The organism is Acidovorax radicis, from assembly GCF_020510705.1.
Taxonomy (GTDB): Bacteria; Pseudomonadota; Gammaproteobacteria; order Burkholderiales; family Burkholderiaceae_C; genus Acidovorax; species Acidovorax radicis_A.
Window position 1 is genome coordinate 3,222,569 of the sequence record NZ_CP075184.1, and the last position, 24,679, is coordinate 3,247,247.

Genomic DNA, 24,679 nt, shown 5'->3' on the forward strand with positions numbered 1-24,679 from the left:
ACGAAGGCGAGACACACACCCTGCGAAGCCTGGCAAAACTTGTAACAGTTGGTCAAACCCACCGTCAAAACCCGAACTTCGGCGCCTCAAGTGGTCAGAATCGGCTCTGTTACAAATTGGACTCGAGATCAACATGGCCACAACAACCAATCGCACCGACAAAGTTCTCGTGGTGGACGACGATGCGCGAATCCGTGATTTGCTGCGCCGTTACCTGACGCAGGAAGGTTTCGAAGTCATGGTCGCGGAAGACGGTAAGGCGCTGAACCGGCTGCTTTTGCGCGAGACAGTGGACATCATCGTGCTGGACCTGATGATGCCTGGCGAAGACGGCCTGTCGATCTGCCGGCGTCTGCGTGCCGCCAACGACCGCACCCCCATCATCATGCTCACCGCCAAGGGCGAGGACGTGGACCGCATCGTCGGCCTGGAAGTGGGTGCCGATGACTACCTGGGTAAACCCTTCAACCCGCGCGAGCTGCTGGCCCGTATCCATGCCGTGCTGCGTCGACGCCCCGCCCAGGAAGCGCCTGGCGCGCCTTCCGGCGATAACGAGGTGGTCACCTTTGGCCCGTTCACCTTCGACCTGGGCACTCGTGCGCTGCACCGCAATGGCGAAGAACTGCCGCTGACCACTGGCGAATTTGCCATGCTCAAGGCCCTGGTGCGCCACCCGCGCCAGCCGCTGTCGCGCGAAAAGCTGGCCCTGCTGGCCCGTGGCCGTGAGTTCGAACCCTTTGACCGTAGCTTGGATGTGCAGGTTTCGCGCCTGCGCAAATTGGTGGAAATCGATGCCGCCGCACCGCGCTACATCCAGACGGTGTGGGGCGTGGGTTATGTGTTCGTACCAGACGGAACCAACTGATCGCCCATGCAAAAACCCGAGGGAAAGCGCAGGTCTTCTGACCGGAGGGAAGTGAACGCCCCCTCGGACGCCACGAGCCCGGCGCCACTTGAAGCGATCCGCCGGGCGCGTGAACAACGCGCCCGTGTGGGACTGAATCTCTTTTGGCGTACTTTTTTCCTGCTGGCCTTGCTGCTGGTGGGCAGCATCCTGGCGTGGCTGCAAACCCTGCGCGCTCTGGAGTTCGAACCCCGCACGATCCAAACAGCGCAACAGCTCGCGTCGCTGGTCAACCTGAGCCGGGCTGCGCTGGTGCACTCCGACGCCATTGCACGCGTGTCGCTCATCAAAACCATGGCCGACCAGGAAGGCGTGCGGATTCTCCCGCGCGAGCCCAAGGACCGGTTTGAAGTGATGTCACCCACTGCTTTGGGTAATCGCCTTACCGATGAGCTGACGCGGCGCCTGGGGCCCGACACGATCGTCGCCGAAAGCGTGAATGGTGAGAGCGGGCTATGGGTGGGATTCAACATCAACGGCGATCCCAACTGGCTGCTCATGGACAGCTCACGCTTTAGCCCGGCCGGTGGACGCACGTGGCTGATCTGGCTGATCACGGCGGCTGCACTGTCGCTGGCGGGCGCTGCGGCCATTGCGCGCCTGATCAACCGCCCGCTCAAACAGCTCTCCTACGCCGCCAACCGGGTCAAGGACGGTGACTTCGCAGCCAGCCACCTGGACGAAGAGGCGGTGACCAGCGAGATCCGCGAAGTCAACATCGGGTTTAACCGGATGGCCCAGAAACTCGCCAAACTGGAGCAAGACCGCGCGGTGATGCTGGCCGGCATTTCGCACGACCTGCGCACGCCATTGGCGCGGTTGCGGCTGGAAACCGAGATGAGCGTGAACGATGAGGTTGCCCGCGAACACATGGTGGCCGACATCGTGCAACTGGACGCCACCATCGACAAGTTTCTGGACTATGCGCGGCCCGATCACGTCACGCTGACACCCGTCAACCTGAGCGCCGTGGTGTCGTCGTGTGTCTATGCCGTGCAGGACCACCGAGAGTTGCAGATCACCATGTCGGTGCCCGAAGACATCAACGTGCTGGCAGACGAGGTGGAGCTCGCGCGCGTGATCTCCAATCTGCTTGAAAACGCCAGGCGTTATGGCAAGACAGAGGACACCGGAATCACCAGCGTGGACATCGTCGCTAAAAGCCGAGAGAACTGGGTGCTGGTGAAGCTGCGCGACCACGGCCCAGGCGTTCCGCCCGAGCAGTTGTCCAACCTGACCAAACCATTTTTCCGGGGTGACTCCGCTCGCACCGCTGCCGCTGGAGCGGGCCTGGGCCTGTCCATCGTCGATAAAACGGTGCAGCGCATGGGGGGGATTTTTGCGCTGGCGAACTCCAGCACCGGCGGGTTGGTTGCCCACCTGCAACTGCAACGCGCCACGGACCTGCCCGAAGGCGCCGACCCCAAGCAGCGCCTGCAGCGGCCCTCCATCAAACGCCAGTTGCCTCGGCGCCGCTCTGAGGATCGGGTGGCCTGACCGGCCGGGCGAGACGACGCGACGACCGGAGTGGCCTGTGCCTCAACCTCGGCGCCCGACGCCAGCCTCGTCCGTTGCGTAGATCAGCGCCACCGCCCGCGCCTCCATGGCCAGGCCCTGCCCTACCGGCCCCAGGCGCTCGGCGGTCTTGGCCTTGACGTTCACCCGCCCTTCGGCCACGCCCACCGCGCGCGCAATGGCGACTCGCATACCAGGAATGTGTGCGGCCAGGCGCGGCGCCTGGGCAACCACGGTGCTGTCAATATTGCCCACTTCAAAACCGGCAGCACGCACGCGGCGTGCCGCCTCGGCCAGCAGAACACCCGAGTCAGCGCCCCTATATGTGGGATCGCTGTCCGGGAAATGGCTGCCGATATCGCCGAGGGCCGCCGCGCCCAGCAATGCGTCGGTGATGGCATGCAGCAGCACATCGGCATCCGAATGCCCGAGCAACCCCATCGGGTGATCAATGTCCACGCCACCAATCACCAACTTGCGGCCCGGCACCAGTGCATGCACGTCCCAGCCTTCGCCAATCCTGAAATTCATCCCATTGCCTTGTGTTGTCGCCGCCCCCAGGGCCGGCGTGTGCTGCCCCACAGGGGTCAAAACAGTTTCACCTTGCCTGGTGTCGCCGCCACCAGCCCGCGCTCGCCGCCAAAACGATCCAGTGTGGTGCCGTGCGCACGTTGCGCCAGCACGGCCGCTGCCAGTGCAAAGTCGTCCGGATACGTCACCTTGAAATTCTGCGCACCGCCCGGCACCAGGCGCGGGTGCAAGCCCATGGCTTCCATGGCGCTGGCTTCATCAGTCACGTTGGAGCCCACCTTCTCGATGGCCTCCATCAAAGGGCCGATACGGAACATCTGCGGTGTCTGCGCCAACCACTTGTCGCTGCGGTCTATCGTGGACGCCACCCGCACGCCACCCGGCCCGTCGATCGATGTCTTGAGCGTATCGGCCAGTTTGTGGGCCAGAAGCCCACCCACTGTGTCACCCGCACATTGATCAATGAGCGCATCGATCTGCGCTGGCGTCACCAGGCACCGCGCTGCATCGTGCACCAGCACCCAGTCATCGCCCAGGGCACCACGCGCAAGCAGCGCCCGCAGGCCGCCCAACACGGTGTCCGCACGCGTAGGGCCACCGCACTCGACCACAAAAAATGCGGGATGTGCATGGGCGTCCAGGAAATAGTCGCCCGGCGCCACAGCCACCAGCGTGCCGAGCAGCCGCGCAACGCCAGCAAAAGCGGCGAGCGTGTGCAACACCATGGGGTGCCCCGCCACGGCGTGGTATTGCTTGGGCAAAGGCGCACGGGGCCCTGAAACGCTGGGCCCGTCTGGAACAGCACTTGTGGCAGAAAAGGCCCCCAGCGTAGAACCCGTCGGCGCCGCACGCTCTGCGGCGGTTGCGGTTGGCGCCTCCAGACCAGGCACCGACGGCGCAGAAACGCGGCCAGCGGGAGCCAGCACCGCACGCGAGCCAATCCCAGCACAGGGCACCAGGGCCCAAAAACGCCCATGGGCAGACAGTGGGGCAAGCGGAGGGTGCAACAAAGGAGCAGTCATCGGTCGCTCATTCTAAAATCTCCCGCTGCCCCCCCATCCAGCCCGTGCGCGTTTCGCGCCCCAGGGGATGCGGCGGGCCCAGACGACACCGTCCGCATGGAACTGCCCAAACTCTCCCCCGGTAAACGTTTCACCCTGCCTCGTCCTGCGGGCAGCGCCGATTCCCTGCTGTTGGCACGCCTTGCCGAGCGCGACAAGGCCGGCGGCCGCACCACCGCCATCGTCACGGCCGACGCCACCGATGCGCAGCGCCTCATCGAAGAGATGGCGTTTTTCGCGCCCACGCTGCGCTGTGCGCTGTTCCCTGACTGGGAGACGCTGCCGTATGACACCTTCTCGCCGCACCAGGATTTGATCAGCGAGCGGCTGGCCACCTTGTGGCGCATCAGCCAGGGCGAAGCGGACGTGGTGCTGGTTCCGGCCACCACGGCGCTGTACCGCCTCGCGCCCCCCTCGTTCCTGGCTGGCTACACCTTCCACTTCAAGGTCAAGCAAAAGCTCGACGAAGCCAAATTCAAGGCCCAGCTCACGCTGGCGGGCTACAGCCATGTCTCGCAGGTGGTTAGCCCCGGCGAATACGCGGTGCGCGGCGGGCTGATTGACCTGTTCCCCATGGGCTCGCTGGTGCCCTACCGGGTGGACCTGTTCGACAACGAGATCGACTCCATTCGCACCTTCGACCCCGACAGCCAGCGCAGCCTGTACCCCGTGCCCGAGGTGCGCCTGCTGCCCGGCCGCGAGTTCCCCATGGACGATGAGGCGCGCGCCAAGTTCCGCAGCCGCTGGCGCGAGATGCTCGAGGGCGACCCCACGAAGAGCCGCATTTACAAAGACATGGGCAACGGCGTGGCCACGGCGGGTATCGAGTACTACCTGCCGCTGTTCTTTGACGACACGGCCACCGTGTTCGACTACCTGGGCGGCGAGGCTACGGTGGTGTTGCATGGCGACCTGGAGCCTGCCTTCCAGCGGTTCTGGCAGGACACCAAGGACCGGTTTCGCCTGATCCAGGGCGATCCCGAGCGCCCGGCGCTGCCGCCCGAGTCACTGTTCCTGTCCATCGACCAGTTCTACACGCGCGCCAACCAACATGCGCAGCTTTCCATCCGCCCTGGGGTGGAGGACGTTGCCGACAACCCGCACTTCCAGAAGCTCGGAGACCTGTCGGTGGTGCGCGGCGCCGAAGACCCGCTGGCCCGCCTGCATGCCCACATCCGCAACACGCAGCGCCGTGTGCTGCTGCTGGCTGAGAGCGATGGCCGCCGCGAAAGCCTGCTGGACTTTTTGCGCGCCAGCGGCGTGAGCCCGCCAGCCTTTGACTCACTGGCCGAGTTCCAGCGCACAGCCGACGAAAAGGTGGGCATCGCCACCGCCGGGCTCAACGTGGGCTTCAGCTGGATTGAAGACGGCATCGACTTCGTCACCGAGACCGAGCTGTTCGCCGCCGGCCCCACCACACGCCGGCGCAAGAAGCAGGAGCAGGTAAGCGACGTCGAGGCGCTGATCAAGGACCTGTCCGAGCTCACCCTGGGCGACCCCGTGGTGCACAGCGCCCACGGCATCGGCCGCTACCGGGGCCTCATCAACATGGACGTGGGTAACAAGAACCCCGACGGCACGCCCGCCATGCAGGAGTTTTTGCACCTCGAATACGCAGACAAGGCCGTGCTCTACGTGCCCGTGAGCCAGCTGCAGCTGATCAGCCGCTACACCGGCGTGAGCGCCGACGAGGCGCCGCTGCACAAGCTGGGCAGCGGCCAGTGGGAAAAGGCCAAGCGCAAGGCCGCCGAGCAGGTGCGCGACAGCGCGGCCGAGCTGCTCAACATCTACGCCCGCCGCGCGGCGCGTGAAGGCCACGCCTTCCGCTACAGCCCACAGGATTACGAGACTTTTGCCAACGACTTCGGCTTTGAAGAAACGGCCGACCAGAACGCCGCCATCCACGCGGTGATCCAGGACATGATCAGCCCCCGGCCCATGGACCGCCTGGTCTGCGGGGACGTGGGCTTTGGCAAGACCGAGGTAGCACTGCGTGCGGCCTTCGTGGCCGTCACGGGCGGCAAGCAGGTGGCCTTCCTCGCGCCCACCACGCTGCTGGCCGAGCAGCACTACCAGACGCTGGTGGACCGCTTCAGCAAATGGCCCATCAAGGTGGCCGAGGTGTCCCGTTTTCGCTCAGGCAAGGAGATCACGGCGGCCATCAAGGGCATTGGCGACGGCACGGTGGACATCGTGGTGGGCACGCACAAGCTGCTCTCCGAATCCACCAAGTTCCACGACCTGGGCCTTTTGATCATCGACGAGGAGCACCGCTTCGGCGTGCGCCACAAGGAGCAGATGAAGGCCCTGCGCGCCGAGGTGGACGTGCTCACCCTCACGGCCACGCCCATCCCGCGCACGCTGGGCATGGCGCTCGAAGGGCTGCGTGACCTGTCGGTCATCGCCACCGCGCCGCAGCGGCGCCTGGCGATCAAGACCTTTGTGCGCAACGAAGGCACGGGCGTGATCCGCGAGGCAGTGCTGCGCGAATTGAAGCGCGGCGGCCAGTGCTACTTTTTGCACAACGAGGTGGAGACCATCGAGAACCGCCGCCAGAAGCTCGAAGAAATTTTGCCCGAGGCCCGCATCGCCGTGGCCCACGGCCAGATGCCCGAGCGCGAGCTCGAACGCGTGATGCGCGACTTCGTGGCCCAGCGCTACAACATCCTGCTGTGCTCGACCATCATCGAGACCGGCATCGACGTGCCCACCGCCAACACCATCATCATGAGCCGCGCCGACAAGTTCGGCCTGGCGCAGCTGCACCAGTTGCGCGGGCGCGTGGGCCGCAGCCACCACCAAGCGTATGCCTATCTGATGGTGCCCGATGTGGAGGGCCTTACCAAGCAGGCGCAGCAGCGGCTCGACGCCATCCAGCAGATGGAGGAACTGGGCAGCGGCTTCTACCTGGCCATGCACGACCTGGAGATCCGCGGTGCGGGCGAGGTGCTGGGCGAGAACCAGAGCGGCAACATGCTCGAAGTGGGCTTCCAGCTCTACAACGAGATGCTCAACGAAGCCGTCAAGGCGCTCAAGGCGGGCAAAGAGCCCGATTTGCTGGCGCCCTTGTCCGTCACCACCGACATCAACCTGCACGCCCCCGCCCTGCTGCCCGACGACTACTGCGGTGACGTGCACCTGCGCCTGTCGTTCTACAAAAAGCTGGCCACGGCCAAGACCAGCGACCAGATCGATGCGCTGCTTGAAGAGATCGTGGACCGCTTCGGCAAGCTGCCGCCGCAGGCGCAGACACTCATCGACGTGCACCGCCTGCGCGTGCTGAGCCAGCCCTATGGCGTGGTGAAGGTGGATGCGGCCCCGGGGGTGATCAACATCACTTTCAAACCCCAGCCGCCCATCGACCCCATGCGCATCATTGAGCTGATCCAGAAAAACAAGCACATCAAGCTGGCGGGCAACGAAAAGCTGCGCATCGAGCGTGAACTGAAGGACCCGAAGGACCGCGCGCAGATGGTGCGGGACATTCTGCGCAGCCTGGGGCAGCCGCTGGTGGCTGCTTGATTTTTTTGAATGAAATTGGCCTCTAGCGCTTATCCATAAAGCGCTGGCAGCTATCAATAGAGTAGTAAAAAAACCCATGTGGCTGGAGGCTGCTCTCGTTCTCATTGCTTTGGCGGCTGCCGTGGCAGCACGGCCCTGGCGCATGCTGGCCAGCCGCAAGCCCCTGACAAACGAGACCCACGCTGCGCCGTCTGCACTGTGGACGCCGCTGTTCGCCACACTGGTGTTTCTGCCCTGGATGTGGGCACTGCCCGCACTGCCCGCACTGCACGCCATGCCGCTGCAGCTGCAAATGTCTGGCGCGTGCCTGGTGGTGCTGATGCTGGGCTGGCCGCTCGCCATCCCGGTGCTGGTCGTGGTGGGGGGCTGTGCCGGGCTTCTCTCGCCCGCACTGGCCTGGCCCGAGGCGCTGTCCACCGTCACCTGGATGGGCGTGGTGCCCGCCACGCTGGCCCTGGGGCTGGGGGCGTTGATTCGGCGTTTCATCGGCACCCAGCCGTTTGTGTATGTGCTGGGCCGGGCTTTTCTGGGCACTGTGGCGTGTGTCTTCGCGGCAGGCGCCTTGTCCCAGTGGGGTGGCCATCTGTTGCCGGGCGTAGGCACCGAGCTCTCCCTGGTGGCCCGCTGGCTCATGGCTTGGGGCGACGGATTTGTCACCGGCATGTTGGCCGCCATTTTTGTGGCCTTCAAGCCTGAATGGCTGGCCACGTGGTCGGATCGCCTGTACCTGCCACGTCCGGAATGACGTGGCTTTTGCCATGGCAGCCGCAGGGTTTGACGCAACTCAAGGGCAACCCCACCGAATAGCGCAATAGTCAGTAACCCCATTTAAAACGAGGTTACTCATGAAACTGCTGCACGACCTTTTCACCACCCCCTATGGCTTGATGAGCATCATCGGCATTGGCTTCATGCTGTGTATGGCGGGGTTCTTTTTGCGCATGTTCCTGGGCAAGATGGGCGCGCCACAATCTCCCGAACCCGGTAAAAGTGTGCCGACTGGCGGCAGCAAAACCCTGCCACCCTCGCGCTGAGGGCCCATTCACTGGTAAGGCGCCTCAGGCACCCCAGGCGCCACGCGGTAACGCAAGGCCGGTGCCTGCGGCAAGCACAGAGATACGCGCCAAGACATGCGCACCGACAAGCGCAGGAACGGCGCACAGGCGGCGATACCATTGCGGGCTTTAGTTACTGCATTTGCCGCGCCATTTCTGCCATGACCCACGCTACTGAATTCGCCCCTGGCCTTGTCATTCAAGGCATTGCGCCGCAGCTGCTCCTGTCCAGCTACAAACTCATTGCCTTTGACATGGACTCCACCCTCATCAACATCGAGTGTGTGGACGAGATCGCCGACGCGGCAGGCCGCAAGGCCGAGGTGGCAGCCATCACCGAGGCCGCGATGCAGGGCCTCATCACCGATTACAAGGAGAGCCTGCGCCAGCGCGTGGCCCTCCTCAAAGGTGTGACGGTGCAGCACATGGAGCACGTGTTTTCCGAACGCCTGCGCTTTAACCCCGGTGCCAGAGAACTGATCACCGCCGCCAAGGCCGCAGGCCTGACCACGCTGCTGGTGTCGGGGGGTTTCACTTTCTTTGCCAACCGCGTGAAGGCCGGGCTAGGCATCGACTTTGCCCGCTCCAACCAGCTGGAGATCGACAACGGCCAACTCACGGGGCGCATGGTGGAACAAGCCTGGGGCGACATCTGTGACGGTGCGGAAAAACGCCGCACGTTACTGGAAGTCGCCTCGCTCATGGGCATAGCCCCCACACAGGCCATTGCGGTGGGCGACGGCGCCAACGATCTGCCCATGATGGGCGCTGCGGGCCTCTCGGTGGCGTACCACGCCAAACCCGCCGTGCGGGCGCAGGCCAATGTGGCCATCAACCTGGGCGGGCTCGACCGGCTGCTGGAAGTGCTGCGCTGAATCTGCTTCACCGCATCGGCCCCACGTCAACGATTACTGCCGCCTCGCACTCTCCCGTCCGTGCCCGGCAATTGCACGGCGCGGACCTTTGCGTCAATCACTGTATTTTTGATAGCTGCTCGCGCTTATCCAATAAGCGCTATAGGCACTTTTCTTTATAAATTCAAATTGGTAGATCGACTGGCGCTGCGACTGATCGGGGGCGCAACAATAGACACCAGCCCACCCCCCACCAATGGCGACGCTGGCGCGACCAGGTCAGCCAGGGTCACCGCATCAAGCACCGCCAAATAGGCCTGAATCGCCTGGCTCAACACCCCTTTGAGGCGGCAGTGGTCGCTCAGGCAACACTGGTTGGTCAACGGGTCAAAACACTCGACCAGGTTGAAATCGGTTTCTGTGGAGCGCACCACTGCCCCTATGTTGATGCTGGATGCCGGCCGCATCAGGCGCATGCCGCCGCCCCGCCCGCGCGTGGTTTCGAGCAACCCTTGCGCCGATAGCTGCTGCACGATTTTCATCAGGTGGCTGCGAGAAATGCCATACAGCTCTGCCACCTCCGTGATCGTGACCGGCTGCACCCGGCCTTGCGTGCTCGCGCAATACATCAGCACGCGCAAGGTGTAGTCGGTCCACTGTGTCAGCCGCATGAATTTGCCCTAAGTCAATTGAAAGATGTGCTGACTGTGTATTTTATTGGATAAAATATTCACATCGTATGAATCTTTCAAGGACTCCCATGAACGCACGCGTCGACACACTGCAAACCGCCCAACCAATCCTCAGCGCCGACCAGCAAATCGGTCAGATTGCGGTGCAACTTCCAGGTGCTACGGCGGTGTTCCGGCGCCTGAAGCTGGATTTCTGCTGCGGCGGCCAGGTCAGCCTGTCCAAGGCCGCTGCGGAAAAGGGCCTGGACCCCAACGCCGTGCTGGCCGAGTTGTCAGCACTGCAACGCAGCGATGCCGTGCCAGAGGCCGCATCCCCCAGCACCTTGATTGACCATATCGTGGCCCGCTACCACGACGTCCATCGCGCACAGTTGCCTGAACTGATCCGCATGGCGCGCCGTGTAGAAGCCGTGCACCGCGAAAACCCCGAGGTCCCGGCCGGCTTGGCGGATCTGCTGGAAGAAATGAACGAAGAGCTGCAATCGCACATGCTCAAGGAGGAGCAAGTGCTGTTCCCGATGCTCAAGGCCGGCGGCAACCCCATGGTGGGCCAACCCATCGGCATGATGCGGTCCGAGCACGTGGACCACGGTGAAGCGCTGGACAAGCTCAACGAACTCACCAACGACGCCACCCCGCCGCTGGGCGCCTGCAACACGTGGCGCGCGCTGTATGCCGGTATTGGTCAACTGAGCGATGACCTCATCAACCACATTCACCTCGAAAACAACGTGTTGTTTCCACAATTCGAGGCCAGCGCGGCCCCTGCACAAGGTTGCGGTTCGTCAGGCTGCGGCTGCAGCTGAAAAGGCACACTCACGCCATGAACCCGGAATCAACAACGCCCGAACCGGCTGCCGCGCCCACCTTGGAGTCCATCACCGCACTGGTGCATGGTTTTTATGCCGACGTGCGCCAGGACGCTTTGTTGGGGCCGGTGTTTGAACAGGCATTGCACGGCCGGTGGGACGCCCACCTGCAACGGCTGGTGGACTTCTGGAGCACGGTGGCGCTCGGCACGCGCAGTTTTCGCGGCAACGTTTTCGGCAAACACATGGCGCTGGAAGGCGTCACCCCCGCCCACTTTGCGGCGTGGGTGGGGCTGTGGCAAAAACACACCCAACAGTTGTTTGCGCCCGATGTGGCGCGCGAGTTGCAGTTGGCGGCCCATGGCATTGCGCGCAACCTGTTTCGCGGCTATTTCGGCAGCGACCCGGGGTTTTTAGAACAACGACCTGACGCCCACCACGCGCCCGCCACCCAAGCGTGAAGCCGCCCGCACGAGGTGGCCCTTCATGGGTACGCCTTGCGGGCTTTCTCAGATCCTGCGTTCAAGATGATGGTGGTGCCAATGGCTGGCAACCACACACAAACCCAAAGTGACAGGACACCGTGGCAGTGCCGTGGCCGCATCTCGTTGCGGCCGACCAATGTCCTTCACCAGCGCTCACCGGCGGCGCAACGGTGTGAGCAGATCCGACAAGCCGTTGTGGTCGATCTCACGCATCAGCGCGAGCAACTGACCCAGCTCGCCTTTGGGAAACCCCTCACGCGCAAACCAGTGCAGGTAATTGCCAGGGAGGTCGGCCAGCACCGTGCCCTTGTATTTGCCATAGGGCATCTGCATGGTCACCAGGCGTTGCAGCTTTTCAGGGTCGATCACCATGGGGCGTATTTCACGTGTTGCGTGGATTCCTTCAGCCGCCAGCGCGCTTGACCTTATGGCCCAGCTTTTGCATCGCTGCCACCACGCGTTCGACGTGGTCGCCCTGCACTTCAATCACGCCGTCCTTCACCGTACCGCCGCTGCCACAAGCCGCTTTGAGCTGCTTGCCCAGTTGCTCCAGCGCGGCTTCGTCCACCAGCACGCCTTTGACCAGCGTCACGGCCTTGCCGCCGCGCCCCTTGGTCTCGCGCGAGACGCGCACGATGCCGTCGCCCGTTGGCAGGGCTTTGTTGCGCTTGCAGGTGCATTGCGCCACGGGCTCGCGGCAGCCGGGGCACATGCGGCCCGCGTCCGTCGAATAGACAAGCCCGCCCAGGTCTGCGAACGATTTCATTGCTTGCCCTCCACTTCATCTTGCAGCATGTGAAAGTCGAGCAGGCGGGTCGCCAGCAGGGTCTCGGTCAAAAAACACACCAGCGCCAAAAGAAACGACACCACCCCTGCCAGAAAACCGCTCACGGCGAACCGGCTGGACTGGAAGTCGGTGGTTTCCCCCAGAAACAGCAAGATGATGGTGATTCCGATCAGAAACGCGCAGAACGTCAGCAACCCGATGCATCCATTGGCAAGACGACCACGCAACCGCAGCTCGGCCAGCTCACTGTAAGCGCGGGACAGAAAGTCAGGGTCTCGGTTGGCGCGCGCGCGGTCTTCCACCAACCGCGCCCGATCGATGATGCGCGCCAGCCGCCCGGCCACGGCTCCAATCATTCCGGACACGGCGGTGAGCAAAAACACGGGCGCCACCGCAAGCTGAATGCCATGGGTGATGACGGATGTATCAAGAGGCAATGCCATGGGTGGATACGAAGAGCAATCAAAACGAAAGTAGGAAAGCGATTATCAGCGGCGACAGGGGCCAGCACAGCCATGCAAGCGCTGGCATGTGGCAAAACAGCCCTTCCGCCCCAGGACACGCCCCTCCAGGGGAGACACGCACCGCTTGCGCGGGATCGCCCGCGCAGCGGGCCCTGGCCCACCACCCAGGCTGCGTCGCCGTGCCCAAACCGCAAACTGCGGCGACAATCCTTCATTCTTCCCGTTCGCGCTGCCGTGCGGTCATCCTCCACGCCGCTCCCAGTGCCCCGCCCATGCCTTTTGCTTCCCTCGGTCTTTCTCCGGCCCTTGTCCATGCTGCCAGCCAGCTGGGGTTTTCTGCGCCTACACCTATCCAGGCGGAGGCGATTCCTGCCATTTTGCAGGGCACAGACCTGCTAGGCGCCGCACAGACCGGATCGGGCAAAACAGCGGCTTTCGCGCTGCCCCTGCTGCAACAACTTCAAGGGGCAGCCTCCGGCTCCACGGGAGCAGCAAGAGCACCGGGGAGCGGGCCTCGCCGTGTGCGCGCGCTGGTGCTGGTCCCCACGCGTGAGCTGGCCGCCCAGGTGGGTGAAGTGCTGCGCAGCCTGGCACAGCACCTGCCGTTGCCCCCCAAGGTGGCGATCATTTTTGGTGGTGTGTCGATCAACCCTCAGATGATGGGCCTGCGCGGGGGGGCCGACATTGTGGTAGCCACACCGGGGCGACTGCTGGACCTGGTGGAGCACAACGCGCTCCGCCTGTCCGCCGTGGCCCACCTGGTGCTGGACGAAGCCGACCGCCTGCTGGACCTGGGCTTTGCCGAAGAACTGCAACGTGTGCTGGCGCTGCTGCCCGAAGCGCGGCAAAACCTGTTCTTCTCAGCCACTTTTCCAGCCGCCGTGCAGATTCTGGCCGATGGCTTGCTGAAAAATCCTGTGCGTGTGGAGGTGCCCCACACGCCGGGCAACGAACCATCCATTGAGCAACGCGCCATTGCCGTAGATGCAGCACGCCGCACCCAATTGCTGCGCCACCTGGTCAAGGAACACGGCTGGTCGCGGGTGCTGGTGTTCGTGGCCACGCAATACGCAGCCGAACATGTGGCCGAAAAACTCTACAAGGCCGGCATCTTTGCCACACCTTTCCACGGCGGACTCAGCCAGGGTGCACGCAAGCAAGTGCTGCAGGAGTTCAAGGACGAGCGCTGGCAAGTCGTGGTGACCACCGACCTGGCGGCGCGTGGCATTGACATCGCGCAATTGCCAGCCGTCGTCAACTACGACCTGCCGCGCTCTGCCGTGGATTATGTGCACCGCATCGGCCGCACGGGCCGCGCGGGTGAAAGTGGCACCGCCGTGACTTTTGTGACCGCCGATGCCGAGGCCCATTTCCGACTGATCGAAAAGCGCCAGCACCTGAGCCTGCCGCGCGAGCAGATCGCGGGGTTTGAGCGCACCGAGGCAACACCCATGCAGGCCCCGGCTGAGGCCCCCGATGGCACAGGGGGCATCAAGGGCAAACGCCCCAGCAAAAAAGACAAGCTGCGCGCTGCTGCCGCTGCGGCGTCCACTGCAACGCCAGAAAAAAAGCCCACAGATCCTGCGCGGTAAAAAAAAGGCTCCCAAGAACATGTTCACGTTCTAATAAGGAGCCTGTCAGGAAACAGCGTGCGGCACGCTGTGTCTGATACAGCGGCAGCCCTGGGGTAAAAGGCTCAAACGCCTTCGTCGCCCTCTTGCATGTCATCGCGTTCAGGGTCGGCTTCACCTGGAGCCCGGGGCGTGCGCTTGCCGGGCTTGGCGATGATTTCAACGTGAAACTGGGCGCCGCCTTCGCCAGCGACCTCATTGATCAGGCCGGTCAGGGCGGACAGGTGCACCGCCTCGGCAACGTCCTTGGTGCGGCCAAACCGGCAATCGAAGTCCCAAAAATCGGCGCCCTCGGGAAGGTCGCGGCGCCGTTCACGCTTGATGTATTTGCGGATTTCGTGCTTGACGGCGTCAAGCACGCGGTCGCGGTTCTTGCCTTCGACGTGGAGTTGAAAAGTTTTTCGCATAGGCGATGGTAGCGCCTGCGACAGATATCCTTTTGCAGCCGCTAGCACCAGTGCCACAATGCCAGACTACTTTTGGTGACTGTTGCACGCCCCATGCACTCCGACCTTCATCTGCTGCACGCATTGCCAGCGGCCGTACTGGTCACCCAAAATGGCATCGTCCGCTTTGCCAACGCAGCAGGCGCGCAGTTGCTGGGGGCTACCACCGCAACGGATCTTGTGGGCATGGTGCTGAGTGATTTTGTGCATCCGCTGGACCAGCATCGGTCTGCCAACCGCGTGCAACAGGTGTCTGTCCCTGCCCAGGCAGGCCTGCCCAACAAGTCATCGGAGTTTCGTGTACGCACCTTGCAAGGGGAGCTGCGCATGGTGCTGGTCAGCAGCGTGGCCATCGAGTGGGACGGCGCCCCCGCCGTGCTGATGGCCGGCATGGACATGACCCACCAAAGTGAAATCGCAGCGCAGCTGCGCGAGAGCGAGCAGAACTTTCGCCGCCTGTTCGAGAACCTGCAGGACGTTTACTACCGCACCGATGCACAAGGCGTCGTTCAGCACGTGGGCCCGGGCGTGCGGCGCGTGCTGGGCTATGAGCCACACGAAATCGAAGGCCGCACGGCCGAGTCCTACTACCCGCACAGCTCTGACCGCGATGCGTTCAAGAAAGCCATTCTGGAGCAGGGGGAGGTATCTGATTTCCCCGGCCAGATGGTGCGCCGCGACGGCCAGGTGATCGACATCTCCATCAGCAGCCATGCGCTCTACGACCATGCGAGCAACTTTGCGGGGGTCGAGGGCATTTACCGCGACGTGACACAGCGCAAGAACCTTGAACGCGAGCTTCACCGCCTGGCCACCACCGACATGCTCACCGGCATTGCCAACCGGCGCGCGTTTCTGGAGTGCGCCGAGTCCGTGTACATGCGCTCGCGCAGCAACGGCGAGCCCCTTACGCTGCTGATGCTCGACGTGGACCATTTCAAGACCATCAACGACCGCTTTGGTCACCTGGAGGGTGACCGTGCGCTGGTGGCGTTTGCACAAGCCGTCAAGAGCCAGCTGCGCGTGAGCGATGCGGTGGGCCGACTCGGCGGCGAGGAGTTTGGCGTGTTGCTGCCAATGACCGCGCTGCAAGAAGGCTTGGAAGTGGCCACGCGCATTCTGCAAAGCATCCGTGCACTGCAACTGGCCGACGAAACGGGCCAGCGCTATCGCATCACCGCCAGCGTGGGGGTCGGCGCTTTTCGCCAAAGCGACCTCAGCCCCCGCGACCTGCTCGACCGCGCAGACCAGGCGCTTTACCAAGCCAAACACCGCGGGCGCGATGGCATCGTGTCGCTGGAAACCCCGGACGACGAGAACCCTCTCGCATCAACCGTCTGACACGGGATAGCTGACACCCCACCCCGTTTCAGCGCCCCGCCGGGACCGATTCAAAAAAACAGGCCCGATTTCGCTGCACCCTCAGCCACCGGGGAACGCACCCCACTTAGCGCGTGGACACGTTTTTAACGCGGAACCATCGACAGTTGCGCAGGCGATGCAGCCCCCGCCGGCAAAACGAGCAGCGGCTGCCCAGCCTCGTGCGGATCCAACACAGCGCTCTCTGGCGCCAGCCGGAACTGGTGAATCACCTCCAGCAGGCGCCGGACCTGGTTCTTCACCCCCGTCGAGGCCGACGAGCTGTCGTCCACCAGGGCGGCATTCTGCTGCGTGGCCATGTCCAGTTGCCGCACGGCCTCGCCGATCTGCGCGATTCCCCGGGCCTGCTCCTGGCCCGCGTCCTTGATCTCGCTGATGAGCGCCACCACCTGATTGACATGCCGAACGGTATTGGCCACACGCTCGCCGGCCTGTCCCACCAGCGTTGAGCCACGCTCAACACCCCGCACGCTGGCCGAAATGAGCCCCCGGATCTCCCGCGCCGCCGTGCTGCTGCGCTGGGACAGTCCCCGCACCTCGCCCGCCACCACGGCAAACCCCCGCCCCTGTTCGCCCGCACGGGCGGCCTCTACCGCCGCGTTCAGGGCCAGCAGGTTGGTCTGGAACGCAATGTCATCGATCACCTTGATGATGTCTGTGATCTTCTGCGACTGGCTGTTGATCTCCTGCATGGTGGCAATCACGTCGCGCATCACGCTCCCCCCCTCGTTCGCCACCTTGCTGGCTTCCTGCGCCAGTGCCGTGGCCCGATGCGCGTTGTCGGTGTTGTGCTGCACCGTGATGGTGAGCTGCTCCATCGATGCGGCAGTCTCTTGCAGATTCGAAGCCTGCACCTCGGTGCGACGAGCCAGGTCTTCCGTGCCACCGGCCATCTGCACGGCATCCCGCGCCACGGTTTCGGTGCTGTCACGCACCTCGGTGATCACGCGCACCAGTTGGTGGTTCATCTCCCGCAGGGCGCCCAGCAGTTCAGCCGTTTCGTCGGTTCCGCGCACCACGATCTGCGTGCTCAGATCTCCGCCGGCCACCGTGCGGGCCAGCACCACGGCCTGGCGCAGTGGGCGCGAAATGGAACGCGTGATGACAGAGGCCATCACGGCGCCCACCAGCAGCGCCAGCGCAGTGGCGGCCAGCATCCAGACATGGATGGTTTCGCTCATGGTCTTGGCAGCGCCGAACTCCTCCTCGGCCACGTGGATCTGCAAGGCCACCAGTTGCTCGATGGCCTCCTGTACCTTCAGGGCGTTGGGCCGGATCTGGGTGATGTACAGCTCAGAGCCATCGTCGTATTTACCCGCCACCAGCGCCGCCGCTGCCGGGAGCAGCCCCTTGTCTAGATACGTGGTATTGGCGGCCACAAACGCCTTGGCAAGGGCTTGCTCCTGTGCTGCCAGCGGCTTGGCGGTGTAGGTCTCCCACAGGGCCCGAATGCGTTCGACATTGGCGGTCAGCGCCGCATGGCTGGCCTGCAGGTTACTGGTGCCGGGGTCCATCAGCATGTCCATCACCAGCACGCGGTTGCGCTGCGTCAGGTGGCTGATCTCTGTCAACACCCCCAGCGGGACCGTGCGGTCCCCATACAGCGCGGCGCTGCGCTCGGCCAGGCGCTTGGCACCGCTGATACCACCGGCGGCCAGCGCAGAAATCAACAACAGAAGCACAGCAAACGCCAGGGCGAGCCTGGTGCCGATCTTGATTTTTTGAAGCATCTGAAACTCTTGTGAATGACTCCGGGGCGAGCCGCACACGGCCACCACCATCACATGTCAACGGGGGGCGTGATACACGAGGGCGCAGCGAAACCACTCCCCCTTCTTTCACACCTGCGATCTGCAGCCACGGCTTGGCCTGCCCGCCAAAGATACTATTTGTTTCAAATGACAAACTCATGACGAATAGGCACACCAATTTTCTAAAGATACCCCATCTGATCACATATTCTTTTTGATAAGCTCTCCGCCTCTGCGCGTTAGACAAAGCGCCTGCAGTGCGTGCGCCAATACACCGTGGCGCACCGGTAAATAGCCATTCATTCAATATAAATAACAGAAAATATATGAAATATATTTACGCCATTTTTCTAGTGTCGTGTGCGTTTCTGCAAGCGGGTAACCTCAACGCGCAAACGGTGACAGGCGCGGGCTCGTCTGCGGCGGCGCCCATCTACCGCAGTTGGGCCAAAGCCTATGCCAAGGCCACGGGCGCCCACGTGGACTATGACCCGGTCGGCTCCAGCGCCGGCATGAAGAAGATCCAGCAACAGGCCGTGGGCTTCGGGGCCACCGACGTCTACCCCACTGAAAAAGACCTCATCGATCACGGACTGATTGCCTTGCCGGTGGCCATCACGGGCATCAGCCCCATCGTCAACCTGCCCAAGGTACAAAACGCACAGCTGCGCCTGACCGGGGACGTGCTCAGCCGCATCTTTATGGGCGAAATCAGCCGCTGGAACGCCCCCGAGATCACGGCGTTGAACCCCGATGTCTCGCTGCCAGACTTGGCCATCCAGGTGGTGGTGCGCGCTGACGGTTCGGGCACTACCTACAACTTCGCCGATTACCTGGGCAAGGTCAGTCCCAAATGGAAGTCCTCCTACGGGGCCAAGACCAGCATCCCGTGGCCGCAGGGGTTTTTGGCGTTCAAAGGCAGTGATGGTGTGGCCAAGGGGGTGCGCGACACGGCGGGCGCCATCGGCTATGTGGACTTTGGCTATGTCGCCGAATACGGCCTGGCAGCGGTGCAGATGAAGAATGCCGAGGGTGTTTTTGTCAAACCTTCCATCGACGCATTCAAGGCTGCATTGGCGAATAGCGAATGGTCGGCCACTGGGGCCTTTCATCAGACGCTGACGCAAAAATCCGGCAAATCGGTATGGCCCATCACCATGGGCACCTTTGTGGTCTTCCCCAAGGTTACAGACACACCCGAGCAAACCACGCAGGCCCTTAAATTCATTATCTGGTCATTTCTCAACGGCGATACCCTCGTCCAGGAGAATAATTTTGTCCGCCTGCCAGACCGGGTTCAGGCTTCGGCCTTCAAGGTGATTACATCGATCCGCAATAAAAATGGCAATCCATTGGGAATGAGCTTGATTTCCTCGTCAAACTCCATGCAGCATTGAATTAATATTTGATTATCTAAATTCAGCACGTGGTTATCTAGAAGTGCCGTCAGGTATCCACATGAAAGCGATATCCTTGGGTTCCGTTCAAAAATCCCCCCGACCGGGCAAGGGCATGGCCACCATGGAAATCGAGTTCAAGTTCTGCATTCCCCCCGAGCGCCTGGCTGCCGTGCAGGCCGCCGCGCGCAGGGGCACGCATGCGCTGATCCGCATGGAGGCCCGCTACTTCGACACACCCGACGCAGCGCTGTCATCCCGTGGCATTGCCTTTCGACTGCGCCGCGAGGGCGACCAGTGGGTGCAGACCGTCAAGGCCCTGGGCAACGGACCGCTGGACCGCGAGGAGCACAACGTGGACCGGGGCCAAGCGCATGCCACAGGCCCGGCCCCCGAACCACGCCCTGAACTGCACGCCGACACCGTGGCGGGCATGCGGCTGCTGAACGCGCTGCAGGCAGCCAATGGCGCCCTGACCGAAACCTATGGCACCGAGATGGACCGCGTGACGCGGGACATCGCCATCAAGGGCAGTGTGGTGGAGCTGGCCCTGGACACCGGGCGGGTCATTGCCCATCGCGGCACGCCGCAGCAGAAAGAGGCGCGCATCTGCGAGCTGGAGCTGGAACTCAAGGCCGGGCCGCTGGCAGGCCTGGAGACCCTCGCCACCCGGTGGGCCACACGGCATGGGCTGTTTTTGAGCACCGTGTCCAAGGCAGAGCGTGGCGAACGGCTGCTGGCCCCGCAATGGGCCAGGCCAGCCACCAAGGCCGCTCCGATGAAATCCAGTGGCCCTCAACAGCACCTTCTGAACAGGCGCGCGTTGCAGCGCGTGGTGGTGGCCCATTGCCTTGAGCAGGTCCTGGGCAATACGAGCGAGATCGTGGAAGGCGGTGGCGATGAAGAACATGTGCACCAGCTGCGCATTGGCATCCGCCGTTTGCGCACCGCCTTGGGCGAGTTGGCGCCTTTGGCCACTGGCGCGTTCAACCCCGCATGGGAGCCGCCGCTGGTAGAAGTGTTCCAGCGCCTGGGCCAGCTGCGCGATCGGGGCCAGGCCTTGCAGGCCATCGTTGCCGACCTGCGCGATGCAGGCGCACCCGCACTGGATGTGCGGGCAGCGGCGAAGGAAGCCCCCGGCCAATCCACCGCCGCCGCCATCGTGCGCACGCCAGCGTTCCAGGCGGCTTTGATTGCCCTGATGGCATTCACGGCCCAGGGCCACGATGCCTCGCCGACGACCGGGCAAGAGGCCCTGGATGCCAAGGACACCCGCCGCCTGCTGCAAAAGCGATTGCGCAAGCTGCACGCCAAGGTGCACCAAGGCGCCCGGGGCTTTGCCGCGCTGCCGGTGCAAGAGCAACACCGCCTGCGCAAGCGCCTCAAGCGCTTGCGCTATCTCACGGAATTTGTGGCGCCTGCGCTGAACGCCGAGGGGGAATCTTTCCTCGCCAGCCTGCAGCCCGCTCTGTCGGCCCTGGGGCGGCTGAACGATGAACGCGTAGCCAGTGCGCTGTATGGCGAGATCGCCGCCACGGACCCAAAGGCCTGGTTTGGCGTGGGCTGGCTGGCTGCACGGCAGGCGTTGACCGTGGCGGCCTGCGCAGAGGCCCTGGGCCACATGGCCGACATGCCCCGCCTGCGCAAGACGGGCAAGCGCTGAGATCGTGAACACTTTCTGAGAGGCGGTGACTGAAGCGGATGCGCCGCAGCCCCCCGGTGTGGGGCACGGCAGGGTTGAAGCGCTTACACGGCATAACGGCACAATGGCCCCATGACGGCATCTCCCCCTCCCCAGCGCCCCCACCCGCCTTCGCGCACCGCCCACCGCAGCACTCCCGACAAAGACCAGATTGCCCTGCTGGAACCCTTCGAGCGCCTGGGCACGGACCGCATCGCACTCATCTCCACCCCAGAGCAGGCTGACAAGGCCTGCAATGCGCTGGCGGCTGCCAGCGCCTGGGGGTTCGACACCGAATCCAAACCCACCTTTGTGCAGGGCGAGCAGTCCGACGGACCCCACATCGTGCAGTTGGCCACGCTCGACACAGCCTGGGTGTTCCAACTGCACGACCCAGGCTGTCGCGCCCGCGTGGCCGAGCTGCTGGCCCTGCAGGGTGTGACCAAGGCGGGCTTTGGCCTGGGGGATGACACCAAACGCATCCAGCACAAACTGGGCGTGCAAGCGGCCGATGTGCTGGAGCTGAACACCGTGTTCCGCCAACGCGGCTACCGCAAGGACATGGGGGTGAAGGGGGCGGTGGCGGTGCTGTTCAACCGGCGCTTCATCAAGTCCAAAAAGGCCGCCACCTCCAACTGGGCCAACGCCCGGTTGACCGAGGCCCAACTGGTCTACGCCGCCAACGACGCCTGGGCGGCGCTGCGGGTGTTCAACGCACTGCAGAGTTCAGCCACACCGCAGGACGCGGCAGCGGCCAGTCATCCACTATAAAAACAATAGCTGCTAGCGCTTAACCATCAAGCGCTAGCGGCCTATTTCCCTCAAAATAGAACCTGTTCACCTCACAAGCGCGCCGCCAGCCGCGCCGCCTGGTCGATGGCGCGTTTGGCATCCAGCTCGCCTGCCTCCAGCGCACCACCGATGAGGTGGGGCTTGCGGCCTTGGGCCTCCAGGTCCTGCGCCAGGCTGCGCAAGGGCACCTGGCCTGCGCACAGCACCACGGTGTCACAGGCAATCCAGGTCGGGTTTTCGCGCTTCTCTCCGTACGACACCAGCAGGCCTTCGTCGGCAATGCGCTCGTAGTTCACGCCGCCCACCATCTCCACCGCTTTCATCTTGAGCGTGGCGCGGTGGATCCAGCCCGTGGTCTTGCCCAAAGATCCGCCGAGCTTGCCCTTCTTGCGCTGCAGCAGCGTCACCTGCCGTGCGGGCGGCGTCACGCGCGGGCCGCTGGCGGCCAGGCCACCGCGCGCCTCGGCCGGGTCGGTGATGCCCCACTCGGCCTTCCAGGCGGGCAGGTCGAGCGTGGTGGAGGGGTGCTCACCGTGCGTGAGGAACTCGGCCACATCAAAGCCGATGCCGCCCGCGCCGATGATGGCCACGCGCTCGCCCACCGGCTTGCCGCGCTTCAGCACGTCGATGTAGCTCAGCACCTTGGGGTGGTCCTGGCCGGGGATCTTCGGGTCGCGCGGCTCCACGCCGGTCGCGACGATGACTTCGTCAAAGCCCGCCAGGTCGGCGGCCAACACGCGCTGGTTCAGGTGCAGTTGCACGCCCGTGTCTTCCACGCGTGTGGCCAGGTAGCGCAGCATTTCGTGGAACTCTTCCTTGCCCGGGATCACCTTGGCCATGTTGAGCTGGCCGCCGATGGCGGGTGCGGCATCGAACAGATGCACCTCGTGCCCGCGCTCGGCGGCCACCGTGGCAGCGGTCAAACCCGCCGGCCCGGCGCCCACCACCGCCACACGCTTGCGCGACGACACCGGGCGGTACACCAGTTCCGTCTCATGGCAGGCGCGCGGGTTGACCAGGCAGCTGCTGGTCTTGTTCTGGAACACATGGTCCAGACAGGCCTGGTTGCAGGCAATGCAGGTGTTGATGCGATCCGCCCGCCCCTGCGCGGCCTTCTTCACAAACGCCGCATCGGCCAGCAGCGGCCGCGCCATCGACACCATGTCGGCGCAGCCATCGGCCAGCACCTGCTCGGCCACCTCGGGCGTGTTGATGCGGTTGGAGGTGACCAGCGGCGTGGTGATGCCCGCCGCCGCGAACTCGGCCTTCATCTTCTGCGTGACCCAGGCAAACGCTGCGCGCGGCACGCTGGTGGCAATGGTGGGCACGCGCGCCTCGTGCCAGCCAATGCCGGTGTTGACGATGTTGGCCCCGCCCGTGGCCACGGCCTTGCCCAGCGTGACGATCTCGTCCCACGCGCTGCCGCCGGGCACCAGGTCGATCATCGACAGGCGATAGATGATGATGAAATCTGGCCCCACGGCCTCGCGCATGCGGGCCAGGATCTCCACCGGCAGGCGCATGCGGTGGCTGTAGTCGCCGCCCCAGGCGTCGGTGCGCAGGTTGGTGGTTTGCGACAGAAACTGGTTGATGAAGTAGCCCTCGGAGCCCATCACTTCCACGCCGTCGTAGCCCGCCTCACGCGCCTTCACGGCGCAGTTCACAAACGCGCGAATCTGCCGTTCCACCCCGCGTGCCGACAGCGCGAACGGTGTGAACGGCGAGATGGGCGACTGCAGCCGCGACGGCGCCACGGCCAGCGGGTGGTAGGCATAGCGGCCCGTGTGCAGGATCTGCAAAGCGATCTTGCCGCCCGCACCATGCACCGCGTCGGTCACCACGCGGTGGCGCCTGGCCGCGCCCGAGGTTGCCAGCGTGCCCGCGAAGGGCTTGGCCCAGCCCGCGATGTTGGGCGCAAAGCCGCCCGTCACGATCAGGCCCACATCACCCTCGGCCCGCTCACGGAAGTACGCCGCCATGCGCATGAGGTCGCGCCCGTCCTCCAGCCCCGTGTGCATGGAGCCCATGAGCACGCGGTTCTTGAGGGTGGTGAAACCCAGATCCAAAGGTGCAAGCAGGTGGGGATACAGGGCGTTGCCGGGCAGCGACTGGCTGGTGATCGATGTCATGGTGGGCATGCGTGGGGTGCGGCAGATGGGGAATGGGCAACCAGAAATCTGCGAGCAGGGTTCTAGAATTATTTTCTAGAACTTTATTCTATAATACGCTTCCATGGCAAGCCGTACTTCCACAAAATCACCCACCACCCCAGCCGCCGCCCAGCCCGCAGAGCCCGTGGACCGCCGCCAGGACATCCTGAACGCCGCCCTGGCCTGCGCGGCCGAAGGCGGCGTGGATGCGGTCACCATCGATGGCGTGCGCGCGCGCTGCGGGGCCAGCGTGGGAAGCATTTATCACCACTTTGGCAACCGCGACGGCATCGTGGCCGCGCTGTTCTTCGACATCTTTCACGACCAGTCACGCAGCGTGCAGGCCCAGCTTGATGCCGCCCAGGGCGTCGAAGCGGGCGTGTTGGCCCTGGTCACGGGCTATCTGGACTGGGTGGTGGCGCAGCCCGAGCGGGCACGGTTCATGTTCCAGGCGCGCGGCGCGGTGGCTGCGGGCCCGCGCACCCCGGACCTGGCCGAGGCAGCGCGGCGCCGCAACCAGGCGCTGGTGGCCTGGTTCGAGCCCCACCGCCAGTCCGGCGCGCTGCGCGACCTGCCGTGCGAGCTGATGCCGTCGCTGGTGATGGGGCCGGTGCAGAGCTACTGCAGGGCGTGGCTGTCTGAGCGTTCAGGCCTGGGTGGCCTGCCCTCGCCCATTACGTACCGCGCTGAGTTGGCGGATGCGGCGTGGCGGGCTGTGCGGGCTTGACACCGCAAGATTCACAAAACAAAAACCGTTCACGCTGAGCCTGTC

The 24,679-nt window shown here is 64.0% G+C and carries 23 protein-coding genes; 14 read left to right on the forward strand and 9 right to left on the reverse strand.

Annotated elements, in window-relative coordinates; translation table 11 throughout:
- Positions 1 to 133: 133 nt before the first annotated feature.
- Both ompR and KI609_RS14720 read left to right on the forward strand, forming a co-directional pair.
- Positions 134 to 865 (forward strand): two-component system response regulator OmpR, encoded by a 732-nt coding sequence (ompR, locus tag KI609_RS14715; protein WP_226444343.1) that lies wholly within the window; start codon positions 134 to 136, stop codon positions 863 to 865.
- Between the two features lie 6 nt (positions 866 to 871).
- Positions 872 to 2,401, forward strand: a complete 1,530-nt coding sequence (locus KI609_RS14720) for an ATP-binding protein (RefSeq protein WP_226444344.1) — start codon at positions 872 to 874, stop codon at positions 2,399 to 2,401.
- Between the two features lie 42 nt (positions 2,402 to 2,443).
- On the opposite strand, the gene ispF is transcribed toward KI609_RS14720, so the two are convergent.
- Entirely contained in the window at positions 2,444 to 2,950 is a 507-nt protein-coding gene (gene ispF / locus KI609_RS14725) for a 2-C-methyl-D-erythritol 2,4-cyclodiphosphate synthase (protein WP_226444345.1), read from the reverse strand.
- Positions 2,951 to 3,006: 56 nt separating this feature from the next.
- Positions 3,007 to 3,972, reverse strand: coding sequence for an IspD/TarI family cytidylyltransferase (locus KI609_RS14730; RefSeq protein WP_226444346.1), 966 nt, complete (start codon positions 3,970 to 3,972; stop codon positions 3,007 to 3,009).
- A gap of 96 nt (positions 3,973 to 4,068) precedes the next feature.
- Between KI609_RS14730 and mfd the strand changes: the two genes are divergently transcribed.
- From mfd to serB, 4 genes are all read left to right on the forward strand, one after another.
- On the forward strand, positions 4,069 to 7,533 hold the full coding sequence (gene mfd, locus KI609_RS14735) for a transcription-repair coupling factor (RefSeq protein WP_226444347.1): 3,465 nt from the start codon (positions 4,069 to 4,071) through the stop codon (positions 7,531 to 7,533).
- 76 nt (positions 7,534 to 7,609) lie between these two features.
- The gene (locus KI609_RS14740; protein ID WP_226444348.1) at positions 7,610 to 8,278 is read left to right on the forward strand and encodes a hypothetical protein; all 669 of its coding nucleotides are present in this window, start codon (positions 7,610 to 7,612) and stop codon (positions 8,276 to 8,278) included.
- Positions 8,279 to 8,378: 100 nt separating this feature from the next.
- Positions 8,379 to 8,567, forward strand: a complete 189-nt coding sequence (locus KI609_RS14745) for a DUF3149 domain-containing protein (RefSeq protein ID WP_226444349.1) — start codon at positions 8,379 to 8,381, stop codon at positions 8,565 to 8,567.
- A gap of 182 nt (positions 8,568 to 8,749) precedes the next feature.
- Positions 8,750 to 9,463: a phosphoserine phosphatase SerB gene (gene serB / locus KI609_RS14750; RefSeq protein WP_226444350.1), complete on the forward strand. Its 714-nt coding sequence runs from the start codon at positions 8,750 to 8,752 to the stop codon at positions 9,461 to 9,463.
- A gap of 155 nt (positions 9,464 to 9,618) precedes the next feature.
- Here the strand turns inward: serB and KI609_RS14755 are convergent, their stop codons facing one another.
- Positions 9,619 to 10,113: an RrF2 family transcriptional regulator gene (locus tag KI609_RS14755; RefSeq protein ID WP_226444351.1), complete on the reverse strand. Its 495-nt coding sequence runs from the start codon at positions 10,111 to 10,113 to the stop codon at positions 9,619 to 9,621.
- Positions 10,114 to 10,202: 89 nt separating this feature from the next.
- On the opposite strand from KI609_RS14755, the gene ytfE reads away from it, so the two are divergent.
- Together ytfE and KI609_RS14765 are read left to right on the forward strand one after the other, a co-directional pair.
- The gene (ytfE, locus tag KI609_RS14760; RefSeq protein WP_226444352.1) at positions 10,203 to 10,940 is read left to right on the forward strand and encodes an iron-sulfur cluster repair protein YtfE; all 738 of its coding nucleotides are present in this window, start codon (positions 10,203 to 10,205) and stop codon (positions 10,938 to 10,940) included.
- Positions 10,941 to 10,957: 17 nt separating this feature from the next.
- On the forward strand, positions 10,958 to 11,404 hold the full coding sequence (locus KI609_RS14765; protein ID WP_226444353.1) for a group III truncated hemoglobin: 447 nt from the start codon (positions 10,958 to 10,960) through the stop codon (positions 11,402 to 11,404).
- A gap of 177 nt (positions 11,405 to 11,581) precedes the next feature.
- On the opposite strand, the gene KI609_RS14770 is transcribed toward KI609_RS14765, so the two are convergent.
- Genes KI609_RS14770 through KI609_RS14780 form a run of 3 tightly spaced genes read right to left on the reverse strand, consistent with a single transcriptional unit; the run spans position 11,582 to position 12,658 of the window.
- A complete protein-coding gene (locus KI609_RS14770; RefSeq protein ID WP_226450436.1) occupies positions 11,582 to 11,794 on the reverse strand; it encodes a DUF3820 family protein in 213 nt (70 codons plus the stop codon).
- 37 nt (positions 11,795 to 11,831) lie between these two features.
- A complete protein-coding gene (locus KI609_RS14775; protein ID WP_226444354.1) occupies positions 11,832 to 12,194 on the reverse strand; it encodes a translation initiation factor Sui1 in 363 nt (120 codons plus the stop codon).
- The gene (locus tag KI609_RS14780; RefSeq protein ID WP_226444355.1) at positions 12,191 to 12,658 is read right to left on the reverse strand and encodes a DUF2721 domain-containing protein; all 468 of its coding nucleotides are present in this window, start codon (positions 12,656 to 12,658) and stop codon (positions 12,191 to 12,193) included. The genes KI609_RS14775 and KI609_RS14780 overlap by 4 nt, the downstream gene beginning before the upstream one ends.
- 293 nt (positions 12,659 to 12,951) lie before the next feature.
- Between KI609_RS14780 and KI609_RS14785 the strand changes: the two genes are divergently transcribed.
- Positions 12,952 to 14,271: a DEAD/DEAH box helicase gene (locus tag KI609_RS14785; RefSeq protein ID WP_226444356.1), complete on the forward strand. Its 1,320-nt coding sequence runs from the start codon at positions 12,952 to 12,954 to the stop codon at positions 14,269 to 14,271.
- Positions 14,272 to 14,375: 104 nt separating this feature from the next.
- Here the strand turns inward: KI609_RS14785 and KI609_RS14790 are convergent, their stop codons facing one another.
- The gene (locus tag KI609_RS14790; RefSeq protein ID WP_226444357.1) at positions 14,376 to 14,717 is read right to left on the reverse strand and encodes a DUF6172 family protein; all 342 of its coding nucleotides are present in this window, start codon (positions 14,715 to 14,717) and stop codon (positions 14,376 to 14,378) included.
- 93 nt (positions 14,718 to 14,810) lie between these two features.
- Between KI609_RS14790 and KI609_RS14795 the strand changes: the two genes are divergently transcribed.
- Complete coding sequence (locus KI609_RS14795) at positions 14,811 to 16,097, forward strand: GGDEF domain-containing protein (protein ID WP_226444358.1); 1,287 nt, start codon at positions 14,811 to 14,813, stop codon at positions 16,095 to 16,097.
- 125 nt (positions 16,098 to 16,222) lie between these two features.
- On the opposite strand, the gene KI609_RS14800 is transcribed toward KI609_RS14795, so the two are convergent.
- Positions 16,223 to 17,866, reverse strand: a complete 1,644-nt coding sequence (locus tag KI609_RS14800; RefSeq protein WP_226444359.1) for a methyl-accepting chemotaxis protein — start codon at positions 17,864 to 17,866, stop codon at positions 16,223 to 16,225.
- 347 nt (positions 17,867 to 18,213) lie between these two features.
- Here KI609_RS14800 and pstS point away from each other — a divergent pair, with 347 nt between their 5' ends.
- The 3 genes from pstS (at position 18,214) to KI609_RS14815 (ending at position 21,736) form a co-directional block, all read left to right on the forward strand.
- Positions 18,214 to 19,284 (forward strand): phosphate ABC transporter substrate-binding protein PstS, encoded by a 1,071-nt coding sequence (pstS, locus tag KI609_RS14805; protein WP_226444360.1) that lies wholly within the window; start codon positions 18,214 to 18,216, stop codon positions 19,282 to 19,284.
- Positions 19,285 to 19,345: 61 nt separating this feature from the next.
- Positions 19,346 to 20,947, forward strand: a complete 1,602-nt coding sequence (locus tag KI609_RS14810) for a CYTH and CHAD domain-containing protein (RefSeq protein ID WP_319003108.1) — start codon at positions 19,346 to 19,348, stop codon at positions 20,945 to 20,947.
- A 111-nt stretch (positions 20,948 to 21,058) separates the two neighbouring features.
- Complete coding sequence (locus KI609_RS14815; RefSeq protein ID WP_226444361.1) at positions 21,059 to 21,736, forward strand: 3'-5' exonuclease; 678 nt, start codon at positions 21,059 to 21,061, stop codon at positions 21,734 to 21,736.
- A gap of 71 nt (positions 21,737 to 21,807) precedes the next feature.
- Here KI609_RS14815 and KI609_RS14820 read toward each other — a convergent pair whose 3' ends face one another.
- Positions 21,808 to 23,886, reverse strand: a complete 2,079-nt coding sequence (locus KI609_RS14820; protein ID WP_226444362.1) for an NADPH-dependent 2,4-dienoyl-CoA reductase — start codon at positions 23,884 to 23,886, stop codon at positions 21,808 to 21,810.
- Between the two features lie 103 nt (positions 23,887 to 23,989).
- Here KI609_RS14820 and KI609_RS14825 point away from each other — a divergent pair, with 103 nt between their 5' ends.
- Positions 23,990 to 24,634, forward strand: a complete 645-nt coding sequence (locus tag KI609_RS14825) for a TetR/AcrR family transcriptional regulator (RefSeq protein ID WP_226444363.1) — start codon at positions 23,990 to 23,992, stop codon at positions 24,632 to 24,634.
- The last annotated feature ends 45 nt before the right edge of the window (positions 24,635 to 24,679 follow it).